We start from the raw sequence: 21,441 nt of genomic DNA on the forward strand, positions 1-21,441 counted from the left end.
CCAATACTGCCAATACTGCCAATACTGCCAATACTGCCAATACTGCCAATACTGCCAATACTGCCAATACTGCCAATACTGCCAATGCTATCGGGAAGCCGTGACCGTTAATAAGGGGGGCAGAGCATTATTACAGTTATAACAACCCTTAACCTTTATTCCGTTAATTAACTCCCCGGTATCTTCCGGCAGAGAATGAAATAACAGATATCCTGTGGACCTGAATAACATCAGCGAATAAAAAAGGTCTGCGTGGATAAAAAGAAGAGGAGCCTGTATTTAATTTGAATTCACAGGCTCTGCGGAGGAGCTGCCGGTTATTCCGATGATCACCGGGGCCTGCCGGGGAGCCAGATTACTGCGAAACAAGAACCCCTCATGATATTCGGGTCCGCAGGATGCCCGGAAAGCAGAAAGTCACACGGCGTATCGCGCTGAATATTCCCGTACGTCGCTGCGGATAACCTTCTGTCCGATGATCCTGGCGGCAGGTCATCGCTGTTCTGTTAGCATTCCGATAACTCACCGCTGTATGAAATGGCCCGGACTTTCCGGGCTTCGCCCTATCCATGAAATGAAGACGCCTCTTTCAGGCCGTCTCTGGCGTTCAGCGGCAGCAGGGTATGACGTGGTGAGTTTTCCGGAAAAACGAGCGGTGAGGATATTTCTGCCAGCCTCTCCGCAGACTGCGGTCGCGTGACCGGGATGGCGCCTTAACGGGTAAAGATAAGGATGACATATCGTTATCAATGAACCGCCTTCCGGCCCGGAGACTACCTTATATATAACAGTGTTTCTGATGATTAAGCGCGGGCAGTAAGGGCACCGAGCCGCCCGGAGGACTTTTTCAGGTTTGCGGATCCTGGCTTTAATCCGATGTTAGTTAACGTAAAGGGACAGATTTTATCGCTGACAACCCTAGCCGAACTTCATAAAATCCGATAAATTACAGAAGTGATAAGTAATTGTTTATATATAACAATAAAGAATAACAAACTAACTTCCCGTTCCGGACGACGGCTTCCGGTTCAGGTGCGTTGTTAGTTCTCAGCAAGGAACTCAGATGAAAAAAACATTGATAGGTCTCGCGCTGGCTATGATGACGACGTCCATGGCCGCGTTCAGTGCAACTCCTCCAGACACGCTCGTTGTCGCCCAGTCTCTGGATGATGCTATCAGCTTCGATCCGGCACAGGGTTTTGAGCTGTCGACCGTACAAGCTTTTAACAGTCTTTATCAGCGCCTGTTGCAGTCTGATCCGTCCAATCCGGTGGATCTGCGTCCGACGCTGGCTTCCTCCTGGAAGGCGGGTGCGGATAATCGCAGCCTGGTGTTTACGCTGCGTGACGGCGCTAAATTTGCCAGCGGTAACCCTGTGCGTCCGGAAGATGTGATCTTCTCTCTGTCACGTGTGGTGAAACTGAATCTTGAGCCTTCCTTTATCCTGACGCAGTTAGGCTGGAACGCGAAGAACGTTGACAGCGAACTGACCAAAGTGAGTGATAATCAGGTTGCTATCCACTGGACCGCCGATGTCAGCCCGTCCTTTGTCCTGAGCCTGCTCTCTGCCCCGGTGGCCTCGATTGTCGATGAGAAAGAGGCCGATAGCCACCAGGTACAGGGTGATTTGGGTCACCAGTGGCTGAACACCCACTCCGCCGGCAGCGGCCCGTATCAGATCCGTCGCTATGTCCCGCATGAAGTTCTGCTGATGACCGCCAACCCGGACTCTCCGGCAGGGGCACCAAAGCTTAAAAATGTCCTGATTAAAAATGTCCCGGAAGTCGCCACCCGTCTCTTACTGGTTGAGCAGGGCGATGCGGATATTGCCCGCAGTCTGGGCAGTGATCAGTTCAGTGCATTGAAAAACAAACCAGGTGTGAGACCGGTCGCCGTCCCTATCGCATCGCTTTACTATTTATTGTTTAACGTGAAGTCCTCTCCGGTGATGGCTAACCCGGCATTCTGGGAAGCTGCACGTTATCTGTTTGATTATAATGGTATTGCGAATGATCTGCTCAGAGGTCAGTTCTCTGTGCATCAGACCTTCTTACCGGACGGTTACTTAGGTGCATTAAAAGAAACGCCATACACTTACAACCCGGAAAAAGCGAAAGCGATTCTGGCGAAAGCCGGACTGAAGAATATCAGCTTTAGTCTGATCGTTAATAACCAGCCGCCTTATCTGGATATTGCCCAGGCATTGCAGGCGAGCTTTGCGAAAGCGGGCGTGAAGGTTACGTTGATCCCGGGGATCAGCAGTGAAATTACGGCGAAGATTTCCAGCCATAAATTCGATGCGACAGTCACGTCCTGGGGGCCTGACTATTTTGACCCGAACTCCAATGCGGCCGCTTTTGCGTCAAATCCTGAAGATGGCAGCAGTACGCTGGCAGCCCGTGCCGGCTGGCATATCCCTGCATTAACGGCAGAAACGAAGCAGGCCGTGGGTGAAAGCGATAATCAGCAACGTGCTGCGATGTATCAGAAACTGCAGCGTCAGGTACTGAAAAGTTCGCCTTATGTGATTGGTTTGCAGGCGCGTCAGCTGACCGCATTGCGCGATAACCTGAAAGGCTATCAGCAGGGTATGAACCCGGATATGGTGTTCTACAACCAGGTGACGAAGTAATGGCAACCACAGCGCAACCTTCGAGTCGCGCTGCGGGTTTGGGGCGGCTTGTACAGCGCCTCGCCGGTAACCTGTTATCACTGGTGGTGACACTTTTAGGTCTGCTGGCGTTTACCTTCACGCTGTCTCATCTTTCACCTGTCGATCCGGTGTTACAGCTGGTGGGGGATCATGCGAGTGCGTCTACGTATGCGCAGGTCCGTCATCAGCTGGGGTTAGACCAGTCACTGCCCCGGCAGTTCTGGGATTACCTGAAGCAACTGGCCCACGGTAATCTGGGGATTTCACAGAGCACCGGACAGCCGGTACTCAGTGATTTACTGCGGACTTTCCCGGCAACATTCACGCTGGCCACCTGTTCGCTGATTGTCGGTGCCATCTGCGGCATCAGCCTGGCGCTGATTTCGGTCTGGCGTCCGAAGAGCTGGATCGATCACCTGGCGCGGATTGTCTCTTTGCTGGGCTATTCTGTCCCGGTGTTCTGGTTCGGCCTGCTGGGCTTGTTGCTGTTTTATGCGGTGCTGCACTGGTCCGCCGGTCCCGGCCAACTGGATGATTTGTATACCTATACACTGGAACCGAAAACAGGGATTGTGCTGATCGACAGCTGGTTGTCCGGTGATCGTGCCATGTTTATCAATGCATTAGCCCATCTGTGGCTACCGGTGGCGACGCTGGGATTATTATCCACTGCATCGATTACCCGCCTGTTACGCGCGACCTTACTGGAAGAGAACAGTAAAGAATATGTCACCCTCGCCCTGGCGAAAGGGGCAAGCCGCTGGCGCATTCTCTGGCATCATTTACTGCCGAATACCCGCGGAACTCTGATCACGGTGGTGATGCTGTCCTATGTCTCTCTGCTGGAAGGCTCCGTCTTAACAGAAAGCGTCTTTTCATGGCCCGGCATGGGACGTTATCTGACGAATGCGCTGTTTGCTGCTGATTTCCCTGCCATTCTGGGGACAACCTTAGTAGTGGGTGCCTGTTTTATCCTGATCAATGCGCTGACTGATGCGCTGGTCTGGCTCACAGATCCGAGAACACGATGACTGAATTAACTTCCCGTTCATCTGCGACCCAATCCCGGCGCAGGATCCCGTTTTTACTGGCGCTTGGCTGCGGATTATTAACCGTGCTGGTGCTGGCGGCGATTTTTGCTCCCTGGCTGGCACCGTTTGACCCGAATGCACAGAATATGGCTGGCCGGTTACTGTCGCCGTCAGAACTCCACTGGCTGGGTACCGATAGCTTTGGCCGGGATCTGCTTTCCCGCGTGATTTACGGTACCCGTCCTACCCTGGTGCTGATCATCTTTATTCTGGTATTAACCGTCCCGGTCGGGATGGCGGTCGGGATGGCGGCAGGCTATTTAGGTGGCTGGACAGAACGCATCCTGATGCGTATTACCGATATTTTTCTGGCGCTGCCGAGTCTGGTGATTGCGCTGGCGATGGTGGCGGTACTTGGCCCGGGGCTACTGAACGGCGCCTTAGCGCTGGCACTGACCAGCTGGCCGCCGTTTGCCCGTCAGGCCCGGGCAGAAACCCAGCAGTTGCGCCGCAGTGATTATCTGGCGGCGGCCAGGATGCAGGGGATCCGTGGTTTGCCGTTAATTCTGGGCCACATTTTACCGCTCTGTTTACCAAGTGCCGTCGTGCGCGCTGCGCTGAGCCTCGGGGGGATTATTCTGTCCGCCGCCGGCCTGGGCTTCCTGGGGATGGGGGTTCGTCCACCGACCGCGGAATGGGGATCCATGGTCGCGGAAGGCGGGAAAGTAATTTTCGACCAGTGGTGGGTAGCTGCTGCGCCGGGCGGGGCCATTTTGCTGGCCAGCCTGACCTTTAATTTCATTGGTGACGGTCTGCGAGACCGACTGGATAGCCGTCATGACAGTTGAATCGACACCTTTTATTATTGCGAATCAGTTATCCATCGGCCTGCCGCAAGGCCGTGCTCTGGTTGACGACATCTCTTTTCGTCTGGGGCGTGAACGTGTGGCGCTGGTGGGCGAGTCGGGATCAGGGAAGTCACTGACGGCACGCAGTCTGATGGGGCTGCTGGCCCCGACGCTGACAGTGAATGCACAGGAACTGACGATTGCCGGGAATAATGCCCTGACTCTCACCCCGCGTGACTGGACCCGCTTACGTGGCGGTAAGGTCGCGATGGTCATGCAGGACCCGAAATATGCCCTGAACCCCTCGCGCACCATTGGCTGGCAGGTGGAAGAACCGTTGATCCTGCACCGGTCACTCAGCCGCCGCCAGCGCCGGGAAAAAGTCCTCGAAATGCTGAATGCGGTAGGGCTGCCGAATCCGCAACAGCTGATTAAACGTTATCCTAATCAGCTGTCCGGCGGGATGGGGCAGCGTATTATGCTGGCGATAGCGCTGATCACCGATCCGGAGTTCCTGATTGCGGATGAACCGACTTCGGCGTTAGACCATCGTATGCGTGACCAGGTGCTGGCATTGATCCGCGAACTGGTATCACAACGGAATATGGGGCTGCTGCTGATCAGCCATGATTTACAGCAGGTCGCAGACCATTGTCAGCGTGTGATGGTGATGTATAAAGGGCGGATTCTGGATACTCTGCCGGCCTCAGAGCTGGCTAACGCCACCCATCCTTATACCCGTACCTTATGGGCCTGCCGGCCAGGCCTGGCGACGAAAGGTCAGCGCTTGCCTACCTTAGATCGTGCAGCACTGGAGGCGTTACCATGAGTGTTATCCGGCTGAATGGTGTGAATGTCTATCACCCGGAGGGCTATCACCTGCGCCAGGTGGTGGAAGGGGCCAGCCTTACTGTCGCTTCCGGCGAATGTTTTGGCCTGGTCGGTCCTTCCGGTTGCGGAAAATCTTCTCTTCTCTGGGTGATGGCGGGATTAAATCCTCACTGGCAGGGTGAAATGACTCTGGCGGGGACTGACGTTGTTCCGGGTAAAGCATTTACCGGGCAGCTGCGTCGTGATGTCCAAATGGTCTTCCAGGACCCGTATGCTTCGCTGCACCCGCGTCACCGGTTACGCCGTACACTGGCAGAACCGCTGAAACGGTTCGGTTTCGATAACATCGATGACCGGATCCGCCAGGGGTTCCGCGAGGTAGGGCTGGATACGGCGTTAATCGACCGTTACCCGCATCAGTTATCCGGCGGACAACGTCAGCGGGTGGCGATAGTCCGCGCATTGTTACTGCAGCCAAAGATCCTGCTGCTGGATGAACCAACCTCGGCGCTGGATATGTCAGTGCAGGCGGAAATCCTGAACCTGCTGAATGACCTGAAACAAAACAGTCAGCTGACCATGGTGCTGGTCAGTCATGACCCGGATGTGATTGACCATATGTGTGATCGCTCCGTGGTGATGAACGCCGGGCATCTGTCCCATACCGTCTGATTGCCCGGCATCGCCCCGGGGTAAGTCAGTGCTTATCCCGGGGAAAGCGGCACCATGTTTAACGCCTTATTCCCGCCGATACGTCCCTTGCGACTTTCTTTTCCCCTGTCATCCACCCCCCGATAGTGTTCTGACGTCAGTGCCTGTTCCTTACCACCCGTCATAGGGTTAACCATATTGTGCAGGGCTGCTATACCGCGAAACCCTGTTTGCGGCAAAGGCGGTTACCAACCGGAGAGCCTGATGTCTGCCCTGAGCTGACCCGGGCGGAGAGCAGGAGTGATACCCGTTTACCGCATGGAAATATCGCCGCAGGGAGTTCCGGGGCCGGTAGCGGGATGCAGAAAGAAAAAGGCGATCGGTTCACGGGTGTCAGAACGACAAAGGGGACAGAGGGAAGCAATACTGGCCGGAGAGCAGATAAAAAAACGCCGGGCAAGATGCCCGGCGGGAATGACCGCGAAAATTACTGGGGTGTCGCGTTTTTCGGGTCAGTTTTTTTATTGCGGCGCTGGAGCTTTTTGATCAGGTTCAGCGCTTCTGCTTTGGTGGCAACCGCAGGGGTTGAGCCACGCAGAGGCTTACGGGCTGTTTCACGCAGGGTAAATACGGTGATCAGACCAATTGCCCCGGCAGCCATCAGGTAGTAAGCCGGGATCATCAGGTTATGTGTTTTCTCAACCAGCCATGCGGTCAGCAACGGTGTCGTACCACCGAACAGTGAGACGGACAGGTTAAAACCGATCGCCAGGGCACTGTAACGAATATCGGTGGTAAATAATGCCGGCAAGGTGGCAGGCATGGTGCCGCTGAAACAGGTATGGACGAAGCCAAGAATGATCAGACCGAAAAAGACGCCCCACATGCTGCCGGAACCGATCAGCATCAGGCAGGGAATGGACAGAATAATCAGACCCAGTGCCCCCGCGGCAATCACCGGACGACGACCGACTTTATCTGTCCAGTGGCCCCAGAACAGGGTCAGAGGCATCATTACAAACATCACCACCATCACCAGGATCAGGCTGCTCAGCTCACTCAGACCCAGAATACCGGTCAGGTAGCTTGGCATATAGGATGTCAGCATGTAGTTGGACACATTGAACAGCAATACCAGACCGATACATTTCAGCATCTGGGCGCGGTATTTGTGCATCATCTGGAACAGACCCAGACGAGGCTTGCTGTGCTCAAGGGCTTCCTGTTTTTCCATGTGTTGCTGGAATGCCGGCGTTTCTTCCAGTTTTAAACGCACATACAAACCGAACAGGCCGAGCGGTGCGGCAATAAAGAACGGAATTCTCCATCCCCAGTCCAGCATGGTCTGAGCAGGCATCACGGAAGTCAGCCCTGTCACCAGACCGGCACCCAGCAGATAGCCGCCCAGGGTACCGAATTCCAGGAAACTCCCCATAAATCCACGGCGCTTATCGGTGGAGTATTCAGCAATAAAGGTCGCAGCACCCCCATACTCCCCGCCGGTAGAGAAGCCCTGCAGCAGACGGGCGGCCAGTAACAGGAGAGGGGCCATGATGCCGATACTGTTATAGGAAGGGATCAGCCCGATACAGAAGGTCCCGATGGCCATCATAATCATGGTGATCGCCAGAATTTTCTGGCGACCATAGCGGTCTCCCAGCGGGCCAAAGACCATGCCGCCTAAAGGACGCACCAGGAAGGCGGCAGCGAAGGTACCGAAGGTGGCGATAAGCTGGGCAGCTGCGCTGGTATCTGCAAAAAAGACTTTACCGATGGTGACAGCCAGATAGCTGAACACACCAAAGTCGAACCATTCCATGGCATTACCCAGGGCAGCAGCGCCGACGGCGCGCTTCAGCATATCGTTATCGACGATAGTAATATCATCGACCGTCAGCTCTTTCGGTTGTTTTTTATTCCAGAAGGGCTTCTTCTGTTTTTCTGTTGTATTGCTCGTCATAGAGTCCTCAAAACGTGATCAATGAGGGCGTCGCATAGCTTTCGTTGCCATTAAAAAAACTGATAATAAGTGAAGGGAATGAAAGCTATAAGAAGCCAGTGATGCGGGCTTAAATCAGGTCAATGCTTATTGACATATATTTACCTTAGTATAATGACGCTATATATATCAAGTTTCTGACCGGAATTGCTGAATATTTCTTCATGAATGGAGTGATATACCGTCATATGGATAATATTAAGGATATATCACTGCCATATAACTGGCGGTGCAGGACAACTGTGCTGCCTGCAGCCAGCCCGATCCGTTTACGCGGCGTATTCCTGCTAAAACTGAGTGATCCTGATCGCCTGATTAACTATAGCAGGTCATTACAGGGTGTCATGTTATCCCGGCTGCCGGAGTCTGTTGCCGCAAACCGGCTGAGCAGCCATTGCCGGAGTTGCCTGACTTCCGGCCAGACGGCTTTGTTGTCGCTGGTCACAAAATAATAGCAGCCTCCCTCCAGACTCTGTTCTGCTGGTGACACCAGAATTTTCTTCTGTAAGGCATCCCTGACCAGTAATTCACTGGCGATCAGTACCCCCTGACCGGCTATCGCTGCCTGTATCGCATGGGTCTCATCATTGAAATGAATGCCGGAGGAGACATCCAGCGATTCAGGGCCGAACCGATTTTTCCAGTGCTGCCAGTCGGGTGACGGACGGGGAATATGCCGGTTATCCACATGAAATAATGTGTGTGTTAACAGGTCCTGCACGCGACGGATGGCCAGTTGCGGGCTGGCCACCAGGATAAACCGGTCCCTGCAGAGCAGAGTGTTGTCCAGTGCCGGATTGACCTGCTGACTATAACGGATGGCGCAATCTGCGATCCCCCCGGCCGGATCGACCAGATCAATGGCAGTATGCAGATGCAGGTTCAGGCCGGGGCACTGCCGGTGAAATTCCGGTAAGCGGGGAATGAGCCAGTGCGTCAGAAAATTGGAGGTGGTACTCAGCGTGAGCGCTCCCGGTGAAGAGGCCGGGGTAAGTTCACTCACTGCCTGGCGTAATGTGCTGAAGATGGTGGCGGAAGCCCGGAACAATGTTACGCCCTGCGGGGTCAGTGAGACGCCTCTGGCTGAACGTTCAAATAACCGGCACTCCAGTGACTGTTCAAGACTGCGGATCTGGTGGCTGATCGCGGTCGGTGTCACGCTGATTTCCTCCGCGGCACGTTTAAAACTCTCGTGTCTGGCAACGGCATCAAAAGCACGGAGTGACGTTAATGGCGGAAGACGGGATGTTTTCATAGGTGAATTAAACTCATCCTTCGGTGAATTATATGATTTTGTCACCCAATATAGGAAAGAGATAACGTGTCATCCAGTATTTTATCACATGAACAGAATTCATCTGTTGTGGTGCGGAGATGACCATGAGAAGTAAAAGGCTCACCTGTCAGCCTGAAAGACATGATTTTATGATGCGAAGTCCCGCTACGCTGAGTCGTAGGCTGGTATCGCTGGATTATGCGGCGATGTGCATCGCCCTGCCGCATATCGCTCAGCAACTGTCACTGACCCCGCAGCAGACCCCGGCAGTACTCGCCGTTTACGGGTTCTGTTTTGCTGTTCTGTCACTGATCGGTGGTGTGCTTTGCGCCCGAACCGGCAGCCGGCGGGTATTTATCGTCGGCAGGGGGATCTTTCTGCTGGCTTCTGTCATGGGGGCGTTAGCCGCTAATGGCGTGTGGATGCTCGCGGCACGGGCCTTACAGGGGACGGGAATGGCGCTGATCCATCAGGCGCTGAAGGGGGGAGAGTCCGGGGGAGAAAGCGGGAGCAAGGCACCTGTCTCTGCGGACAGCGGGGCAGTGACGGGTCTGGTGGCTGGCCTGGTGCTGGGTGCCGTATTCAGTGAAATCGACTGGCGCCTTATCTTTCTCCTCAATCTGCCGGCCCTGTGGGTGATCTGCCGGTCCGCGGGTCATGATTACCCGTGGCAAAAGGTCCCGGGGCGAACTTTCCCCGCCGGAGCGTTAATCGCAAGCGTTGCAGCGGGTAGCCTCTTTCTGGCGTTCACCGGGTTTGCCCGCACCGGCCAGCCTGATTTTATTATTAACCGCATGACGGCCCTTCTCTGTCTGCTTTTCCTTGTTCACGAAAAATGGTCACCGCGCCCGTTATTTCCCCGTCCGTTACGCGATAACGCTACCTTTTGCGTTGGATGGCTGAGTCGCCTGTGCTACGTGGGAAGTGCAGGAAGCCAGTGGTATTTGCTGGCATTTTACGGGCAACAACAAAGTCTCAGTCCCGGTGCTTCAGCGGGCCTGCTCTGCATTGCTGTCTTACTGATCATCACCGGCCGTCAGGTGTACACCCTGTTATCCGGCAGAATGCGTCATTCCGCATTACTGACCGGTGGATTCCTTTGCTGCGCCGCGGGACTTTTTCTTGCCGGAGAGACCTGCGACCAGCCGCTTTCTGTCACGTTTATCGCGGGCGTATGTCTCAGCAGCCTGGGCCAGGGCCTGCTCTGTCCGGCGTTATTCAGCACCGGCGGCCGCGGGATCCCGGATAACGCACAGGAACAGGCCGCCAGGGTGATGCTTATCTGCCGGTTCACGGGCGGGGCTATCGTATTAGCGATGCTCAACGTCATCACCGGGGGAGGAGACCTGCCTGCGGCCTGGCCGCAGGCATTTTATCTGATCGGCTGGGTAGCGCTCGCCGGCGGGGTGGCTGCCCTGAATACGCCCCCGACGGTAACCTCAGCCTGACTTTCAGGCTGACAGTCCGTCATGTTCTGTGCGGTAGTTCTGCCAGGCGGCCTGAAGCAATGGCGCAAGCGCCTTAGCCCAGGCCGTCTGACCCTCTGCCTCAGTGATCAGGTCCTGGCGGATCTCAATGCCGACCGACGGATAGCCATTTTTATCTGCATGTTGCGGTATTGCATAGTCCGTTTCATCGGAGACGGAATAGGGCTGATTATCGCCCACTTCCCAGCGATGCTGAGCCTGCAGCTGTGACAGAAACGCCTGTGGATAGGCCTTCAGGCGGTGATAAAGCAGGCCAATATGCCAGGGACGCGGTATGTCCAGATACACCGGTGTGAAACTGTGCACAGAGATAATACAGGTTGCCTGTCCGCACTGACGACGCTGCGTCAGGAGCCGACGTATCTCGTCATGGTAAGGGGTAAAGATCTCCTGCTGACGTGCCAGTTTCTGTGCTGCGGATAATCCCTGGTTACCCGGGATGTCGGTGGCCTCAGAAACCAGCGGGATGGAACTCACGACGGAGGGGGGCCGGTTACAGTCAATCACCAGCCGCGACCAGGTCTGGGAGATTAAGGTGGCGTCCAGTAACTCACTTAACTGCTCTGCGACCGGCAGAGCGCCGATATCCCAGCCGATATGGCGATCAATCTCTGCAGGGGGTAACCCCAGTGTACCGAGCCGCCGCGGAATGCGTTTTCCTGCATGATCACAGATCAGCAGAAAAGGGGAGGTTCCTTCACGGTTACGTACCGTAAACGGGGCGGGTTCATCCGGAGACAATAATTTATCTGACACCTGGTCACTCCTGCTGAAGGTACTGATTTCAAAGAATACCGGGCACGCTCAGCCCGAGGATAATGGTCAGAACGGCCGGACCCGGACGACGTTCACGCCCCTTTTCCCGGCTGGCAGGAAATACCGCAGACGCTGTTCATCGCCTCCCGGCGCGGTTCCGGACGGTGCAGGACCACGGCGGGCACGGATAAAATAAAAATAACCCGCTTATGCCCCGGGGCCTGATTCGATACCTGCCACGCGCTCAGCACACCGGACAGGGCTACTGACGGTATCCAGGGCGAAAGAGGCCCGGGAAAGCCTGATGTATCTGCGCTTCAGTACACCGGCCGGATAGGCGGGAAATCCGCTGCCGCCTGTGGCAGCGGAACCCTGACGTCAGCCGTTATTCACTTCGATCACAAAATGGCGGAGGTGAAAACGCGGTAATTTCCGGCAACGGTTGTTCCCAGCGTTCAATTTCGACTTTACAGCTCTGAGCGCTGCAGCCCTGACCGAGGCGTGAACTGCCACGGTCTTCGGTCAGTACATTCGGGTTACCGTGTTTATCGAGTGAGCCAGGCGTTGACGGATCCTGCGGATCGTACCAGGCCCCGGTGGAAATCTGTACCACGCCCGCCAGGATCTGATCACTGATATGGACACCGGCCAGTATGGCACCGCGCTGGTTAAAGACCCGGACCACCGAGCCTTCGGTGATGCCGCGTTCGGCGGCATCCTGCGGATGCATCCAGAGAGGTTCACGTCCCCGGACTTTGGTACTGCGGCTGAAGCTGCCGTGATCATACTGGCTGTGCAGACGGGAACGTGGCTGGCTGGACAGCATATGTAGTGGCCAGCATTGTGCCTGTTCCCGCTGGAATTGCTCTTCCTGCGGGTCCCAGAAAGGATGTCCCGGGCATTCGCGATAACCGAACGCGGCGATAGTGTCGGAGTAAAGTTCGATCTTTCCTGACGGCGTCGACAGCGGATGTTTTTCAGGGTCGGCACGGAAATCAGCTAAGAAAATCTGTGGTTCAGATGGGCGATCAAACTCCAGCTTTCCCTGTTCCCAGAAATCATCAAATGCAGGCAGGGTGATGCCATCTTCTTCTGCCCGGGGCCTGGACTCTTCATAGATGTGGCGCAGCCACTGATCAGGATTGCGGTTTTCTGTAAACTGTTCCGCAAACCCGAGTCGCTCTGCCAGCCCGCTGAAAATCTCATAATCATCACGCGCCTCACTGACCGGCGGAATATGCTGGCGCATGGCCACCATAAAGCCATCATGACTGCCGCTGCCGATATCATTACGCTCCAGCACGGTGGTGGCCGGTAACACGATATCGGAAAACTTCGCCTGCGCCGTCCAGTACTGCTCGTGCACGACAACAGTTTCCGGACGTCGCCAGGCGTCGACCAGACGGTTCAGATCCTGATGGTGATGGAAGGCGTTACCTCCCGCCCAGTAAACCAGACGAATATCCGGGTAGTGGCAGTCCTGACCATCGAACTGATATTCCCCGCCCGGGTTCAGTAACAGGTCAGAAATACGCGCCACCGGGATTTCGGTTTTGACCTTATTTTCGCCGGCCGGTAAACGGGGGCCGGAAAAACCAACACGATCCGCCCCGGCCAGGTTGGTACAGGCATAACCGAACGCCAGGCCGCCGCCCGGTGTGCCTATTTGTCCCAGCAGGGCCGTCAATGCCACCGTCGCCCAGTAGGCCTGTTCACCCTGGCGGGAACGCTGCAGAGACCAGGAGATATTTACCATACTGCGATGGCTGGCCAGCGTCCGTGCAAGCCCGGTAATTTGTTCTGTGCTCAGTCCGGTAATGGGGGCTGCCCAGGCGGCATTTTTGACCACCCCGTCTGTTTCGCCGCTCAGGTAGCGGCGCAGCGGACCGAAACCGACGGTGTGGCTGTCGATAAATGCCTGATCATGCAGGTTTTCACTGACTAAGGTCTGGCACAGTGCCAGCAGCAGGGCCGTATCGGTACCCGGTCTGACCGGCAGCCATTCGGCGTTACTGACGGCACTCAGATCATTTTTTACCGGGCTGACATTAATAAATTTCACCCCGTTATTCTGCATCGTTTCCAGCCAGTGCTTCAGCATGTGATCACTGGCACCGCCGACATTCACCTGAGAGTTTCTGACCGGCAGTCCGCCGATGGCGACAAAGACTTCACAATGCTCTGCCAGCACGGAGAAATGGGTATGTTTTTTATGCAGCGGGCTGAGCGGGCCGATGATATGAGGCAGAATACGCTCACCGGCAGCACTGCTATAGGTATTGGTGCTGGCAGTATATCCGCCAAAACCTTTCAGAAAACGGTGCAACTGACTCTGTACGTGATGGAAACGACCGGCGCTTCCCCAGCCATAGGAGCCGCCGAAGATGGCTTCGTTGCCATGACGGGTTTTCACGGACTGCATGTCACGGGCGACCAGAGATAAGGCTTCTTCCCAGCTGACTTCAACGAACGGTTCTTTTCCCCGGCCTTCCCGGGAGTCCGGGCCATTTTTCAGGTAGCCGAGGCGGACCGCCGGGCGACGGATCCGTGTGTTGCCGGTAATGGCATCCGGCATCGACTGACCAATCCGCGACGGGTTTTTATCCCAGGGCACGGGCTTCATCGCCGTGACCTTATCTCCGGAGGTTTCGACTTCGTAAGTCCCCCAATGGGTGGAGGTGAGTAACTGCTCAGTTTTCATTATTATCTTCTTAACCCAATGGCTTGGCGATGTTGTCAGCGTGGCAGGGAACTTATTCGGTGGTATAAAGCCGGCGTTTCAGTTCGCATTCGAACAGGAATTCCAGGCCTTCTAAATGGCGTCGGGCTTCACTGACATCCTTCCCCCAACAGGTCAGGCCATGACCCCGCAGCAGGAAGCCATAGTGAAGCGGATGCTGCTCCGCATAGGCTTCTATACGTGCAGATAAGGCAGCGATATCCTGGTCATTCTCAAAAATAGCGATGGGTACGGTGTCCAGATGGCTCTGCTGGCCGGTCAGCGACTTCTGCATCTCATAGCCGGATAAGGCCAGCTGTACATTTTTTTCGATGCGTGAGAGTACCGTCGCATTCACGGTATGCACATGCAGCACCGCATTGGCCTCCGGAAACAGGCGGTAAATCAGTGTATGAAGTCCGGTTTCTGCCGAAGGTGTGCGGCCGGAAGGTGCCTGTAAGGTAGCGATATTCACTTTCAGAAAATCGTCGGTGGTCAGGGTGCCTTTATCGCGCCCGGATTCACTCAGCCAGCACCATTGCTCATCCTCGCGGACTGACATATTACCGCCGGTGGCCGGTGCCCAGCCTTTACTGCCAATCCAATGGCAGGCGGTTACTAATTGTGTCAGTCGTTGTTGCCACATACAGGTTCCTTTCTATTACGGATAAGTTATTTTTAGCCATCTAAACGTCTGGCTGGATGTTAACACTGTGCTGGCAGGGGAGCAATAATTCTGTGGCGAGCCCTGCAGGAAAGAGGTTGCCGCCGCCACGATAGGATTATTTCAGCCGCGGCCAGCGATACCGGTCGCGCTTCTGTACGGGGCCTTTTCCGGCGGTCATCGGACAGCCCCGGCTGATTGTGTGAACGGCCCCTTGCGGGGCCACAGGGGCAGGGGGGGCATGTGCCCCGGACGGTCTTAACTCTTTTTCCAGTGGCTTCCCGGTCCCTGCTGCAACGTAAGCGGATGCTGATCTGTGGTAATTTTCACATTGTGCAGCGTGCCCTGCACATAACGGCTTTGCATCCCGAGCACAGAAGAAATAGTGATATTCCTCAGGGAAATATTCTGTAACGGTGCCTCCGGCAGTCCGCTGATCATCCCTGCCATTCCGGCCCCGCTGGCTTTCAGGTGGTTAACGGAAATATCGTGGATAAACGGGGTGTAACGACTGACCGGCTCAGGCGAAATAGCACTGAGACTCTGCCGGCTGTAGCCACCATTACCCCCATAGCTGTCGGTGATCACCAGCGGCACTTTGACGCCGGTCATCACGATATTCTCTGCACTCAGTGGCCCGATCTCGCTACCCCGATCACGGCCGGATTTGACACGGATCCCGTTAGCCGTTCCCCGGAAGCGGATATTCCTTACCGTAACAGCGCCGATACCGTTGGCCGTCTCACTGCCGACGGAGATGCCGTGGCCGTTACCGATATTACAGTCTTCAATGGTGATATCCCGGCTGGCCGGGGCCTTTCCGGTGGTCGCCAGTCCGGATTTTATCGAGATATCATCGTCTCCCGTAGAAAGCGTCAGGTCACGCAGCTGAACGTTCTGTGAGGAGACCACGTCGACTCCGTCAGTATTCGGTGCATCCGGGGGATTAGTGACCGTGCTGTGGCTCATGACGATATTCCGGCTGTCGCGTAAAACCACATTCCACATCGGTGAGTTGATGATGTTCACATTCTGCAGTTTCCCGTCGCGAACGTGGTCAAATTCAATCAGCCAGGGGCGGGGCATGCCGTTGGCCGGGGGAACGTCTTTCCAGTGGCGGGCAAACCATTGGGTGTCGCCGCGTTTCAGATGGTTACGGGCATCCGTCGCCATCGGCCACCAGCCATGCTGTCCCCGACCATCCACCGTACCGGGCCCGGTGATCGCCACGTCCCGGACATGTGTGGCGATAATCAGCGCTTCACGGGGCTGCAAAGGCTGGCTGATAAAAGCCGCGGTAAAATCGGCCGGATTACCGGTCGAGGTTAACCGGCTGCCGGCGGCCAGATGCAGTGTGACATGACTCTTCAGCATCAGTGGTCCGCTTACCCATACCCCCGCCGGCAGGGTCACCGTTCCGCCGCCCTGAGTACTGCACCGATCGATGGCCTGCTGAAGCGCGCCGGTGACCGGTGCCTGTCCTGCGCTGAGCGACAGGGCACATTGATGACCAGTCGCCAGCACACTGGCTGAGCAAAGCAGCGCCGGAACGGAAAAAAGTAAGCCCCGTAAACGCGAGGTCTGTTTTGTACATGTCATACGGCATTCCTGAATTCATCGAAAAAAAGAAACCATAACAATCTTTAACGGCGAAGATGCCTGTCGTGGAAGGATTAACGTATCTGAATGTACGAAGATTTTTCAGGCCGACACATCTGTGGCCCCCGGGCGGGGGCCACAAAGATTATTCGCCAAGCACCTGTTGGACACAGGATTTGAAGATGCGTACCCCGATGGCCAGCGCATCCCGGTCGAAATGCATTTCCGGATGATGCAGGCCCGGTACCAGATTGGCGCCGAGGCCCCAGAATCCGCCTTTCACCTGCGGACAGAGGCGTAAGTAATGGAAAAAATCTTCGCTGCCAGGGGTGGTTTTCGACGGTAACAGGGCATCTTCCCCCAGTTGCTGACAGATAGCGTGGCTGATCACCGCCGTGGCTTCTTCATCAATGATCGCCGCCGGCATCTCTTTGAGGATTTTAATATCGACGGAGGCACCCAGCGCTGCGGCACTCCCTTGCAGAGCCGCAGTCACTTTTTGTTTCAGTTCCTCCATCGGGGCATTTTCCGCCGAACGGAGATCCCAGCAGACACGGGCTTCAGAAGGGATAGAATTAGTGACCCCGGCATCGGCAATAAAGCGGGTGGCTTTAGCGCTGAACGTGAGTGACGGAGAAAGATGGATCGAATTCACGGCCTGCACCGCCTGAACGGCAGCATCCAGTGCATTGACGCCTAAATGCGGGCGGGCGGCATGGGCCGCTTTTCCGGTAAATACGGCCTCAATGGTGGCTGATGCGGAGTAATTCATCGCGGCAACGGCCTGGCCCATCGGGCATTCCTCTATCGGACGCAGATGGAAGCCCAGCAGCATATCCACATTATCCAGAGCCCCTCCCTCCACCATGGCAATGGCGCCGGTCCCTAATTCTTCTGCGGGCTGGAACAGGATCCTGAGTTTGCCTTTTTTCACCAGGCCCTCACGGCGTGTTTCTTCTGCGGCGGTCAGCACGACAGAGGAATGTCCGTCATGGCCGCAGGTATGGCGGGCCACATGCTGGCCATCGATAATATGGCCCAGGGCATCCATATCTGCCCGCAACGCTAATACCGGCCCCGGTTGTCCACTGTCCAGCTCGGCAATGATCCCCGTGGTCCCGTTAATCTGGCGGGTGACAGTAAAGCCGGCGGCTTCCAGTGCAGACGCGATATACGCCGAGGTTTTAAATTCTTCAAAGCCCAGTTCGGGGATCTCATGTAATACATTAAAATGGTCTAAGGTACGTGACATACTTTACTCCGGAGATTCGCTGACCGGCAGTATCCGGACTGCCGGTGGTGATAATGAGGCGTGTCAGGCGATAAAACGCATCACCAGCATAGAGATAACGGCATTGACGATGCTGGTCAGCATCAGTAGCGGCCAGTACTTCTTCGGTACATCGGCCACCCCCAGTAAACGTCCCATATACTGCAACTGAGCCCCCATCAGAAAGATCGCGGGGATAAGAATAGTGACCTGAGCGGGGTCCAGTGTCCCTTTCGTCAGCAGACTGACCGCAACGCCGGTCCCTGCAGAGGATGAGAGCCATGCGGTGAGTAAGACGGTGATTGCTTCGCCCGGCAGACCGAATATCCCCATCAGCGGGGCACAGAGGTGGCCAATCATCTGCATAATACCGAGCAGGTTCAGGATTTCTGCAATCACATAGGCCATCACCACATTGGGCATCAGATTATTAATGGCAATATTGAACCCTTTACGGGCACCGATAACAAAAATATCGAACGGATTGGCGCTGGTTTTAAGCTGATTACTCATTGATGAAATCCTTCCTGTAGACCGTATTTAATGCGACTCTGACCAGACCTGCCCCGACAAATTTCAGGACAAACATTAATAATAGCGGCACAATTAACGGAGTGGTCAGGGAGGCAAATAATGCCGAGCCGATAGCAAAATAGTTATTAATCAGTCCGGCGCCGGAATATTGCCAGGAACCCATAATCACGACATGTTTGCGGGTGATTTTTTTACTGTCATAGAGTTCTTTACTCAGGGCAGCCCCGGCATCGGTACTCTGTAAATCTGTGATTAATGCAAGCCCGGTATAACCGGGTAATCCCAGCAGCGGTTTCAGTAACGGCGTTAACAGCCGGTGGGCGGCACGAATAGCACCGTAATGGGTAAAAATCTCCAGTAGTCCCAGCGCCAGCATCACGGTCGGTACTAAGGACAGGGCAAACAGAAAGCCGGCTTTCGCCCCGAACCCGCCGCTGCCGACGAAGGTTCCTCCGCCCCCGTCTTTCAGGGTCCCGAAGGCCCCGCCGAGCGTCGTAAAGTCAAAGGCTCCCAGCCAGGCCATATCTTTGACTTTAAAAAACAGCCCTGAAAATACCAGTAATACGGCGATCAGGGCTATCCATGCGCCTGGCGTCACTTTCAGGGCATGTTCGTCCTTATCCTGACTTTGGTTGCTGATGTTGTTATCGCTCATAATTATTCTCTGTAGTTATTTTAGTGATGAGTTTCCCTGGTGCCGGAGAACCTGAGTGAATATTTTGTCTGTCCACAAAATAGATAATTAACAATTTTTATGCCGGAATGAAACCTGCGACATAAAAACGCCGGTGGCCTGCTGTTTATTAAACTTTATGGAATTTATAAATAACATAAAAAAGCAGAACACATTCACTGTTATTAATATCTTTCACTGTTTATGTTGGTGCAGTTGCACTCTTCTGGTGCTTTACTAATGGATATTCAGAAAATTATTTTTTTATATCTGATACCTCAGGTTTATCCGATTATCGTAAAGGATTATAAAAATATAAATGTCCTGTAATCGGTGTTATTGTTGCTTTCTGGTCAACAGTTGGCAGGGCTTGAGGTGCAGAAGTTTCATGAAAAACCGATGAGTTATTTGTACGAAGTCGGTGTCCAGGGCGGGATCCGCCGCGCAGCCGATATCCTGGGAGTGAATCCTTCGGTGATCAGCCGCCAGATTTCGCAACTTGAGCGTGAATTACAATTACCCTTGCTGGAACGGCGTGGCCGGATTGTCGTTCTGACCGAAGCGGGGCGTTTACTGGCCGAAGATTACTTTGAGAGCCGCCAGCGGCGATATAAGCTGGAAGCGCACCTGAAAGACTTACGTCATATGAAAGGGGGAAGTGTTTCGGTACGCATCGGTGGCGGGCTGGTCAGCACCTTTATCCGTGAGATTATGACGACCTTTTCCGGGGCGTATCCGCAGGTTTTTGTGGATATTACCGTGGCCAGTATGCATGAGATGCTGAATGCTGTGGTCCATGGTGACACCGATATGGCACTGGCCTTCGGGCCTGTCGGCAACCCGGAGGTTAAACGCTACAGTTTTCGCTGGGGGCCGGTCTGTGCCGTTATGTCGCCGGATCATCCGTTAAGCGGTGAGCCTGGTGTGACCATCGAAACCCTTGCCGGACAACGGCTGATTGCCCTGACGGATCAGTTCGGGTTACAGCGCTATATGAACACCATGTTCCGCAACAGTGGCCTGATATTTACACCCTCCTACAGGTGTAATCTCTTTTCCACCGCCCTGGAGCTTAGTGCGGCGGGGCTGGGGATCGCTTGCATGTCCGCCAGGGCGGCTGAGCCGATGATTTCCTCCGGACAACTGGTCGCAATACCGATAGACAACCCGGTCGCGCATGAAACGCAATGCCACTTACTGCGCAATTCAGATCGCCGTTTTACCCCGGCGGCACATCATCTGTGGCAGTTATTACGCAACTATTTCAGTGAAATGTCTGACCAGGACAAAGAAACCTCAGGTCGCTGACGGATGTGCAGCGGCCATGTGCTGCTTTTTTGTGCCTTCGGTCAGGCACGGTGTCAGCATTCTGTGCAGTGATGACCGTCGGTTCAACATCTCACCGGTCGGAACCGGTATTTCTGCCGTCAACTTGCCTGCACATCCCCGTTACCATAGCTCAGGGGATCCCCGCCAGACGCAGAAGGGCGGTCACTGCTGCTGCCGACAGGATAACCACAATTAGCGGGGTCCGGCGCAGTGTGAGGAGCAGCGCCACCGCGACGCCGCCTGTACGGGCAAAGCCTGCGAAATGGTTATCATGATAAAAGGTGGCAATCACCGCCACAGAGAACAATAAGGTGGTGGCGGCGTCGGATAAGCGCTGTTGCCACGGTTCCGGGAGTACCCACCGGTGTCCAAGACGGCTACTGATATAGCGCATCAGAAAGGTGCCCACCCCAAGTAAGAGAATGCTCCCCAAAAGCACCGGACTACTGTTCATTTTTTCTGCCTCCCATCATCAGCCCGGCGAGCGAGACCAGTACCGGTAAGCCGGCAGGCAGCCAGGGAACCGTGGCCAGCGCCAGCAGGGCACCGGAACCGGCACGCTTCCGGGTCACTTTTTTCTTCAGCGATGGGATCACCAACGCCAGCATAATGGCCGGAAAGACGCTGTCTAAACCGATCACTGACGGGTCCGGCAGAAGTTTGCCCATCAGGGATCCCCCCAGTACACCTGCGGGCCAGCAGAGGGCGATACCTGTACCACACAGCCAGTAGGCGGCTCGTTGCTGACGTTTATCCGGACGCGATAACCCGAATACGACACTTTCATCATTCATCATATGGCTGCCGGCAATACCCCGCCATCCGCGTCCGGTCAAATCACTGACGGCAATACCAAACGGAATATGGCGGGCATTCACCAGCAAGCCGGCCGCCGCTGCCGCCAGAGGACTCCCTCCGGCGGCCACGATACCGATAAAGATAAATTCAGACGCGCCCGCCATGACGATCATGGAAAGCGCTAAAGGTACCCATACCGGGAACCCGAGGCTGCCTGCCAGTGAACCATAAGAGACTGCCACCACACCATCAGCCAGACAGACCAGAAAAATAGCTTTAACAACATCACGGGGTAAGGCGGAATAGAGTGGAGTCAGCATAGG

19 protein-coding genes are annotated in these 21,441 nt (G+C 55.1%); 7 read left to right on the plus strand and 12 right to left on the minus strand.

The window, feature by feature from the left end; translation table 11 throughout:
- Nucleotides 1-1,063 precede the first annotated feature (1,063 nt).
- The 5 genes from JK223_RS14530 to JK223_RS14550 are packed head-to-tail and all read left to right on the plus strand — an operon-like array spanning nucleotide 1,064 to nucleotide 6,035.
- The gene (locus tag JK223_RS14530) at nucleotides 1,064-2,632 is read left to right on the plus strand and encodes an ABC transporter substrate-binding protein (RefSeq protein WP_212714881.1); all 1,569 of its coding nucleotides are present in this window, start codon (nucleotides 1,064-1,066) and stop codon (nucleotides 2,630-2,632) included.
- Nucleotides 2,632-3,684 carry an ABC transporter permease gene (locus JK223_RS14535; protein ID WP_212714882.1) on the plus strand — a complete coding sequence of 351 codons (1,053 nt, stop codon included), beginning with the start codon at nucleotides 2,632-2,634 and terminating at the stop codon, nucleotides 3,682-3,684. The genes JK223_RS14530 and JK223_RS14535 overlap by 1 nt, the downstream gene beginning before the upstream one ends.
- Nucleotides 3,681-4,532 (plus strand): ABC transporter permease, encoded by an 852-nt coding sequence (locus JK223_RS14540; protein WP_212714883.1) that lies wholly within the window; start codon nucleotides 3,681-3,683, stop codon nucleotides 4,530-4,532. The genes JK223_RS14535 and JK223_RS14540 overlap by 4 nt, the downstream gene beginning before the upstream one ends.
- Nucleotides 4,522-5,361: an ABC transporter ATP-binding protein gene (locus tag JK223_RS14545; protein ID WP_212714884.1), complete on the plus strand. Its 840-nt coding sequence runs from the start codon at nucleotides 4,522-4,524 to the stop codon at nucleotides 5,359-5,361. The genes JK223_RS14540 and JK223_RS14545 overlap by 11 nt, the downstream gene beginning before the upstream one ends.
- Entirely contained in the window at nucleotides 5,358-6,035 is a 678-nt protein-coding gene (locus tag JK223_RS14550; RefSeq protein ID WP_212714885.1) for an ABC transporter ATP-binding protein, read from the plus strand. The genes JK223_RS14545 and JK223_RS14550 overlap by 4 nt, the downstream gene beginning before the upstream one ends.
- Before the next feature lie 32 nt (nucleotides 6,036-6,067).
- Here JK223_RS14550 and JK223_RS17080 read toward each other — a convergent pair whose 3' ends face one another.
- The 3 genes from JK223_RS17080 to JK223_RS14560 form a co-directional block, all read right to left on the minus strand.
- Nucleotides 6,068-6,199, minus strand: a complete 132-nt coding sequence (locus JK223_RS17080) for a hypothetical protein (RefSeq protein ID WP_256437206.1) — start codon at nucleotides 6,197-6,199, stop codon at nucleotides 6,068-6,070.
- 302 nt (nucleotides 6,200-6,501) lie between these two features.
- Nucleotides 6,502-7,974, minus strand: coding sequence for a glycine betaine/L-proline transporter ProP (proP, locus tag JK223_RS14555; RefSeq protein ID WP_212714886.1), 1,473 nt, complete (start codon nucleotides 7,972-7,974; stop codon nucleotides 6,502-6,504).
- A 358-nt stretch (nucleotides 7,975-8,332) separates the two neighbouring features.
- Entirely contained in the window at nucleotides 8,333-9,268 is a 936-nt protein-coding gene (locus JK223_RS14560) for a LysR substrate-binding domain-containing protein (protein WP_212714887.1), read from the minus strand.
- Nucleotides 9,269-9,438: 170 nt separating this feature from the next.
- On the opposite strand from JK223_RS14560, the gene JK223_RS14565 reads away from it, so the two are divergent.
- Nucleotides 9,439-10,737: an MFS transporter gene (locus tag JK223_RS14565; RefSeq protein WP_212714888.1), complete on the plus strand. Its 1,299-nt coding sequence runs from the start codon at nucleotides 9,439-9,441 to the stop codon at nucleotides 10,735-10,737.
- 3 nt (nucleotides 10,738-10,740) lie between these two features.
- Here the strand turns inward: JK223_RS14565 and JK223_RS14570 are convergent, their stop codons facing one another.
- The 7 genes from JK223_RS14570 to JK223_RS14600 form a co-directional block, all read right to left on the minus strand.
- Nucleotides 10,741-11,532 carry an N-formylglutamate amidohydrolase gene (locus tag JK223_RS14570; RefSeq protein WP_212714889.1) on the minus strand — a complete coding sequence of 264 codons (792 nt, stop codon included), beginning with the start codon at nucleotides 11,530-11,532 and terminating at the stop codon, nucleotides 10,741-10,743.
- 385 nt (nucleotides 11,533-11,917) lie between these two features.
- On the minus strand, nucleotides 11,918-14,233 hold the full coding sequence (locus tag JK223_RS14575; protein ID WP_212714890.1) for a molybdopterin-dependent oxidoreductase: 2,316 nt from the start codon (nucleotides 14,231-14,233) through the stop codon (nucleotides 11,918-11,920).
- A 52-nt stretch (nucleotides 14,234-14,285) separates the two neighbouring features.
- Nucleotides 14,286-14,897, minus strand: coding sequence for a methylthioribulose 1-phosphate dehydratase (locus tag JK223_RS14580; RefSeq protein WP_212714891.1), 612 nt, complete (start codon nucleotides 14,895-14,897; stop codon nucleotides 14,286-14,288).
- A 276-nt stretch (nucleotides 14,898-15,173) separates the two neighbouring features.
- Complete coding sequence (locus JK223_RS14585) at nucleotides 15,174-16,514, minus strand: glycoside hydrolase family 28 protein (RefSeq protein WP_212714892.1); 1,341 nt, start codon at nucleotides 16,512-16,514, stop codon at nucleotides 15,174-15,176.
- A gap of 145 nt (nucleotides 16,515-16,659) precedes the next feature.
- Nucleotides 16,660-17,766 carry an amidohydrolase gene (locus tag JK223_RS14590; protein WP_212714893.1) on the minus strand — a complete coding sequence of 369 codons (1,107 nt, stop codon included), beginning with the start codon at nucleotides 17,764-17,766 and terminating at the stop codon, nucleotides 16,660-16,662.
- Nucleotides 17,767-17,829: 63 nt separating this feature from the next.
- On the minus strand, nucleotides 17,830-18,297 hold the full coding sequence (locus JK223_RS14595; RefSeq protein ID WP_025904112.1) for a YjiG family protein: 468 nt from the start codon (nucleotides 18,295-18,297) through the stop codon (nucleotides 17,830-17,832).
- The gene (locus tag JK223_RS14600) at nucleotides 18,290-18,973 is read right to left on the minus strand and encodes a nucleoside recognition domain-containing protein (protein ID WP_212714894.1); all 684 of its coding nucleotides are present in this window, start codon (nucleotides 18,971-18,973) and stop codon (nucleotides 18,290-18,292) included. Before JK223_RS14600 ends, JK223_RS14595 begins: the two co-directional genes overlap by 8 nt.
- A gap of 417 nt (nucleotides 18,974-19,390) precedes the next feature.
- On the opposite strand from JK223_RS14600, the gene JK223_RS14605 reads away from it, so the two are divergent.
- The gene (locus JK223_RS14605; protein ID WP_212714895.1) at nucleotides 19,391-20,299 is read left to right on the plus strand and encodes a LysR family transcriptional regulator; all 909 of its coding nucleotides are present in this window, start codon (nucleotides 19,391-19,393) and stop codon (nucleotides 20,297-20,299) included.
- Between the two features lie 151 nt (nucleotides 20,300-20,450).
- On the opposite strand, the gene JK223_RS14610 is transcribed toward JK223_RS14605, so the two are convergent.
- Complete coding sequence (locus tag JK223_RS14610) at nucleotides 20,451-20,774, minus strand: AzlD domain-containing protein (protein ID WP_212714896.1); 324 nt, start codon at nucleotides 20,772-20,774, stop codon at nucleotides 20,451-20,453.
- The gene (locus JK223_RS14615) at nucleotides 20,764-21,438 is read right to left on the minus strand and encodes an AzlC family ABC transporter permease (protein ID WP_212714897.1); all 675 of its coding nucleotides are present in this window, start codon (nucleotides 21,436-21,438) and stop codon (nucleotides 20,764-20,766) included. Before JK223_RS14615 ends, JK223_RS14610 begins: the two co-directional genes overlap by 11 nt.
- Nucleotides 21,439-21,441 lie beyond the last annotated feature (3 nt).

The sequence above is a fragment of the Tatumella sp. JGM118 genome (genome assembly GCF_018257515.1).
In the GTDB taxonomy this organism is placed as follows: Bacteria; Pseudomonadota; Gammaproteobacteria; order Enterobacterales; family Enterobacteriaceae; genus Tatumella; species Tatumella terrea.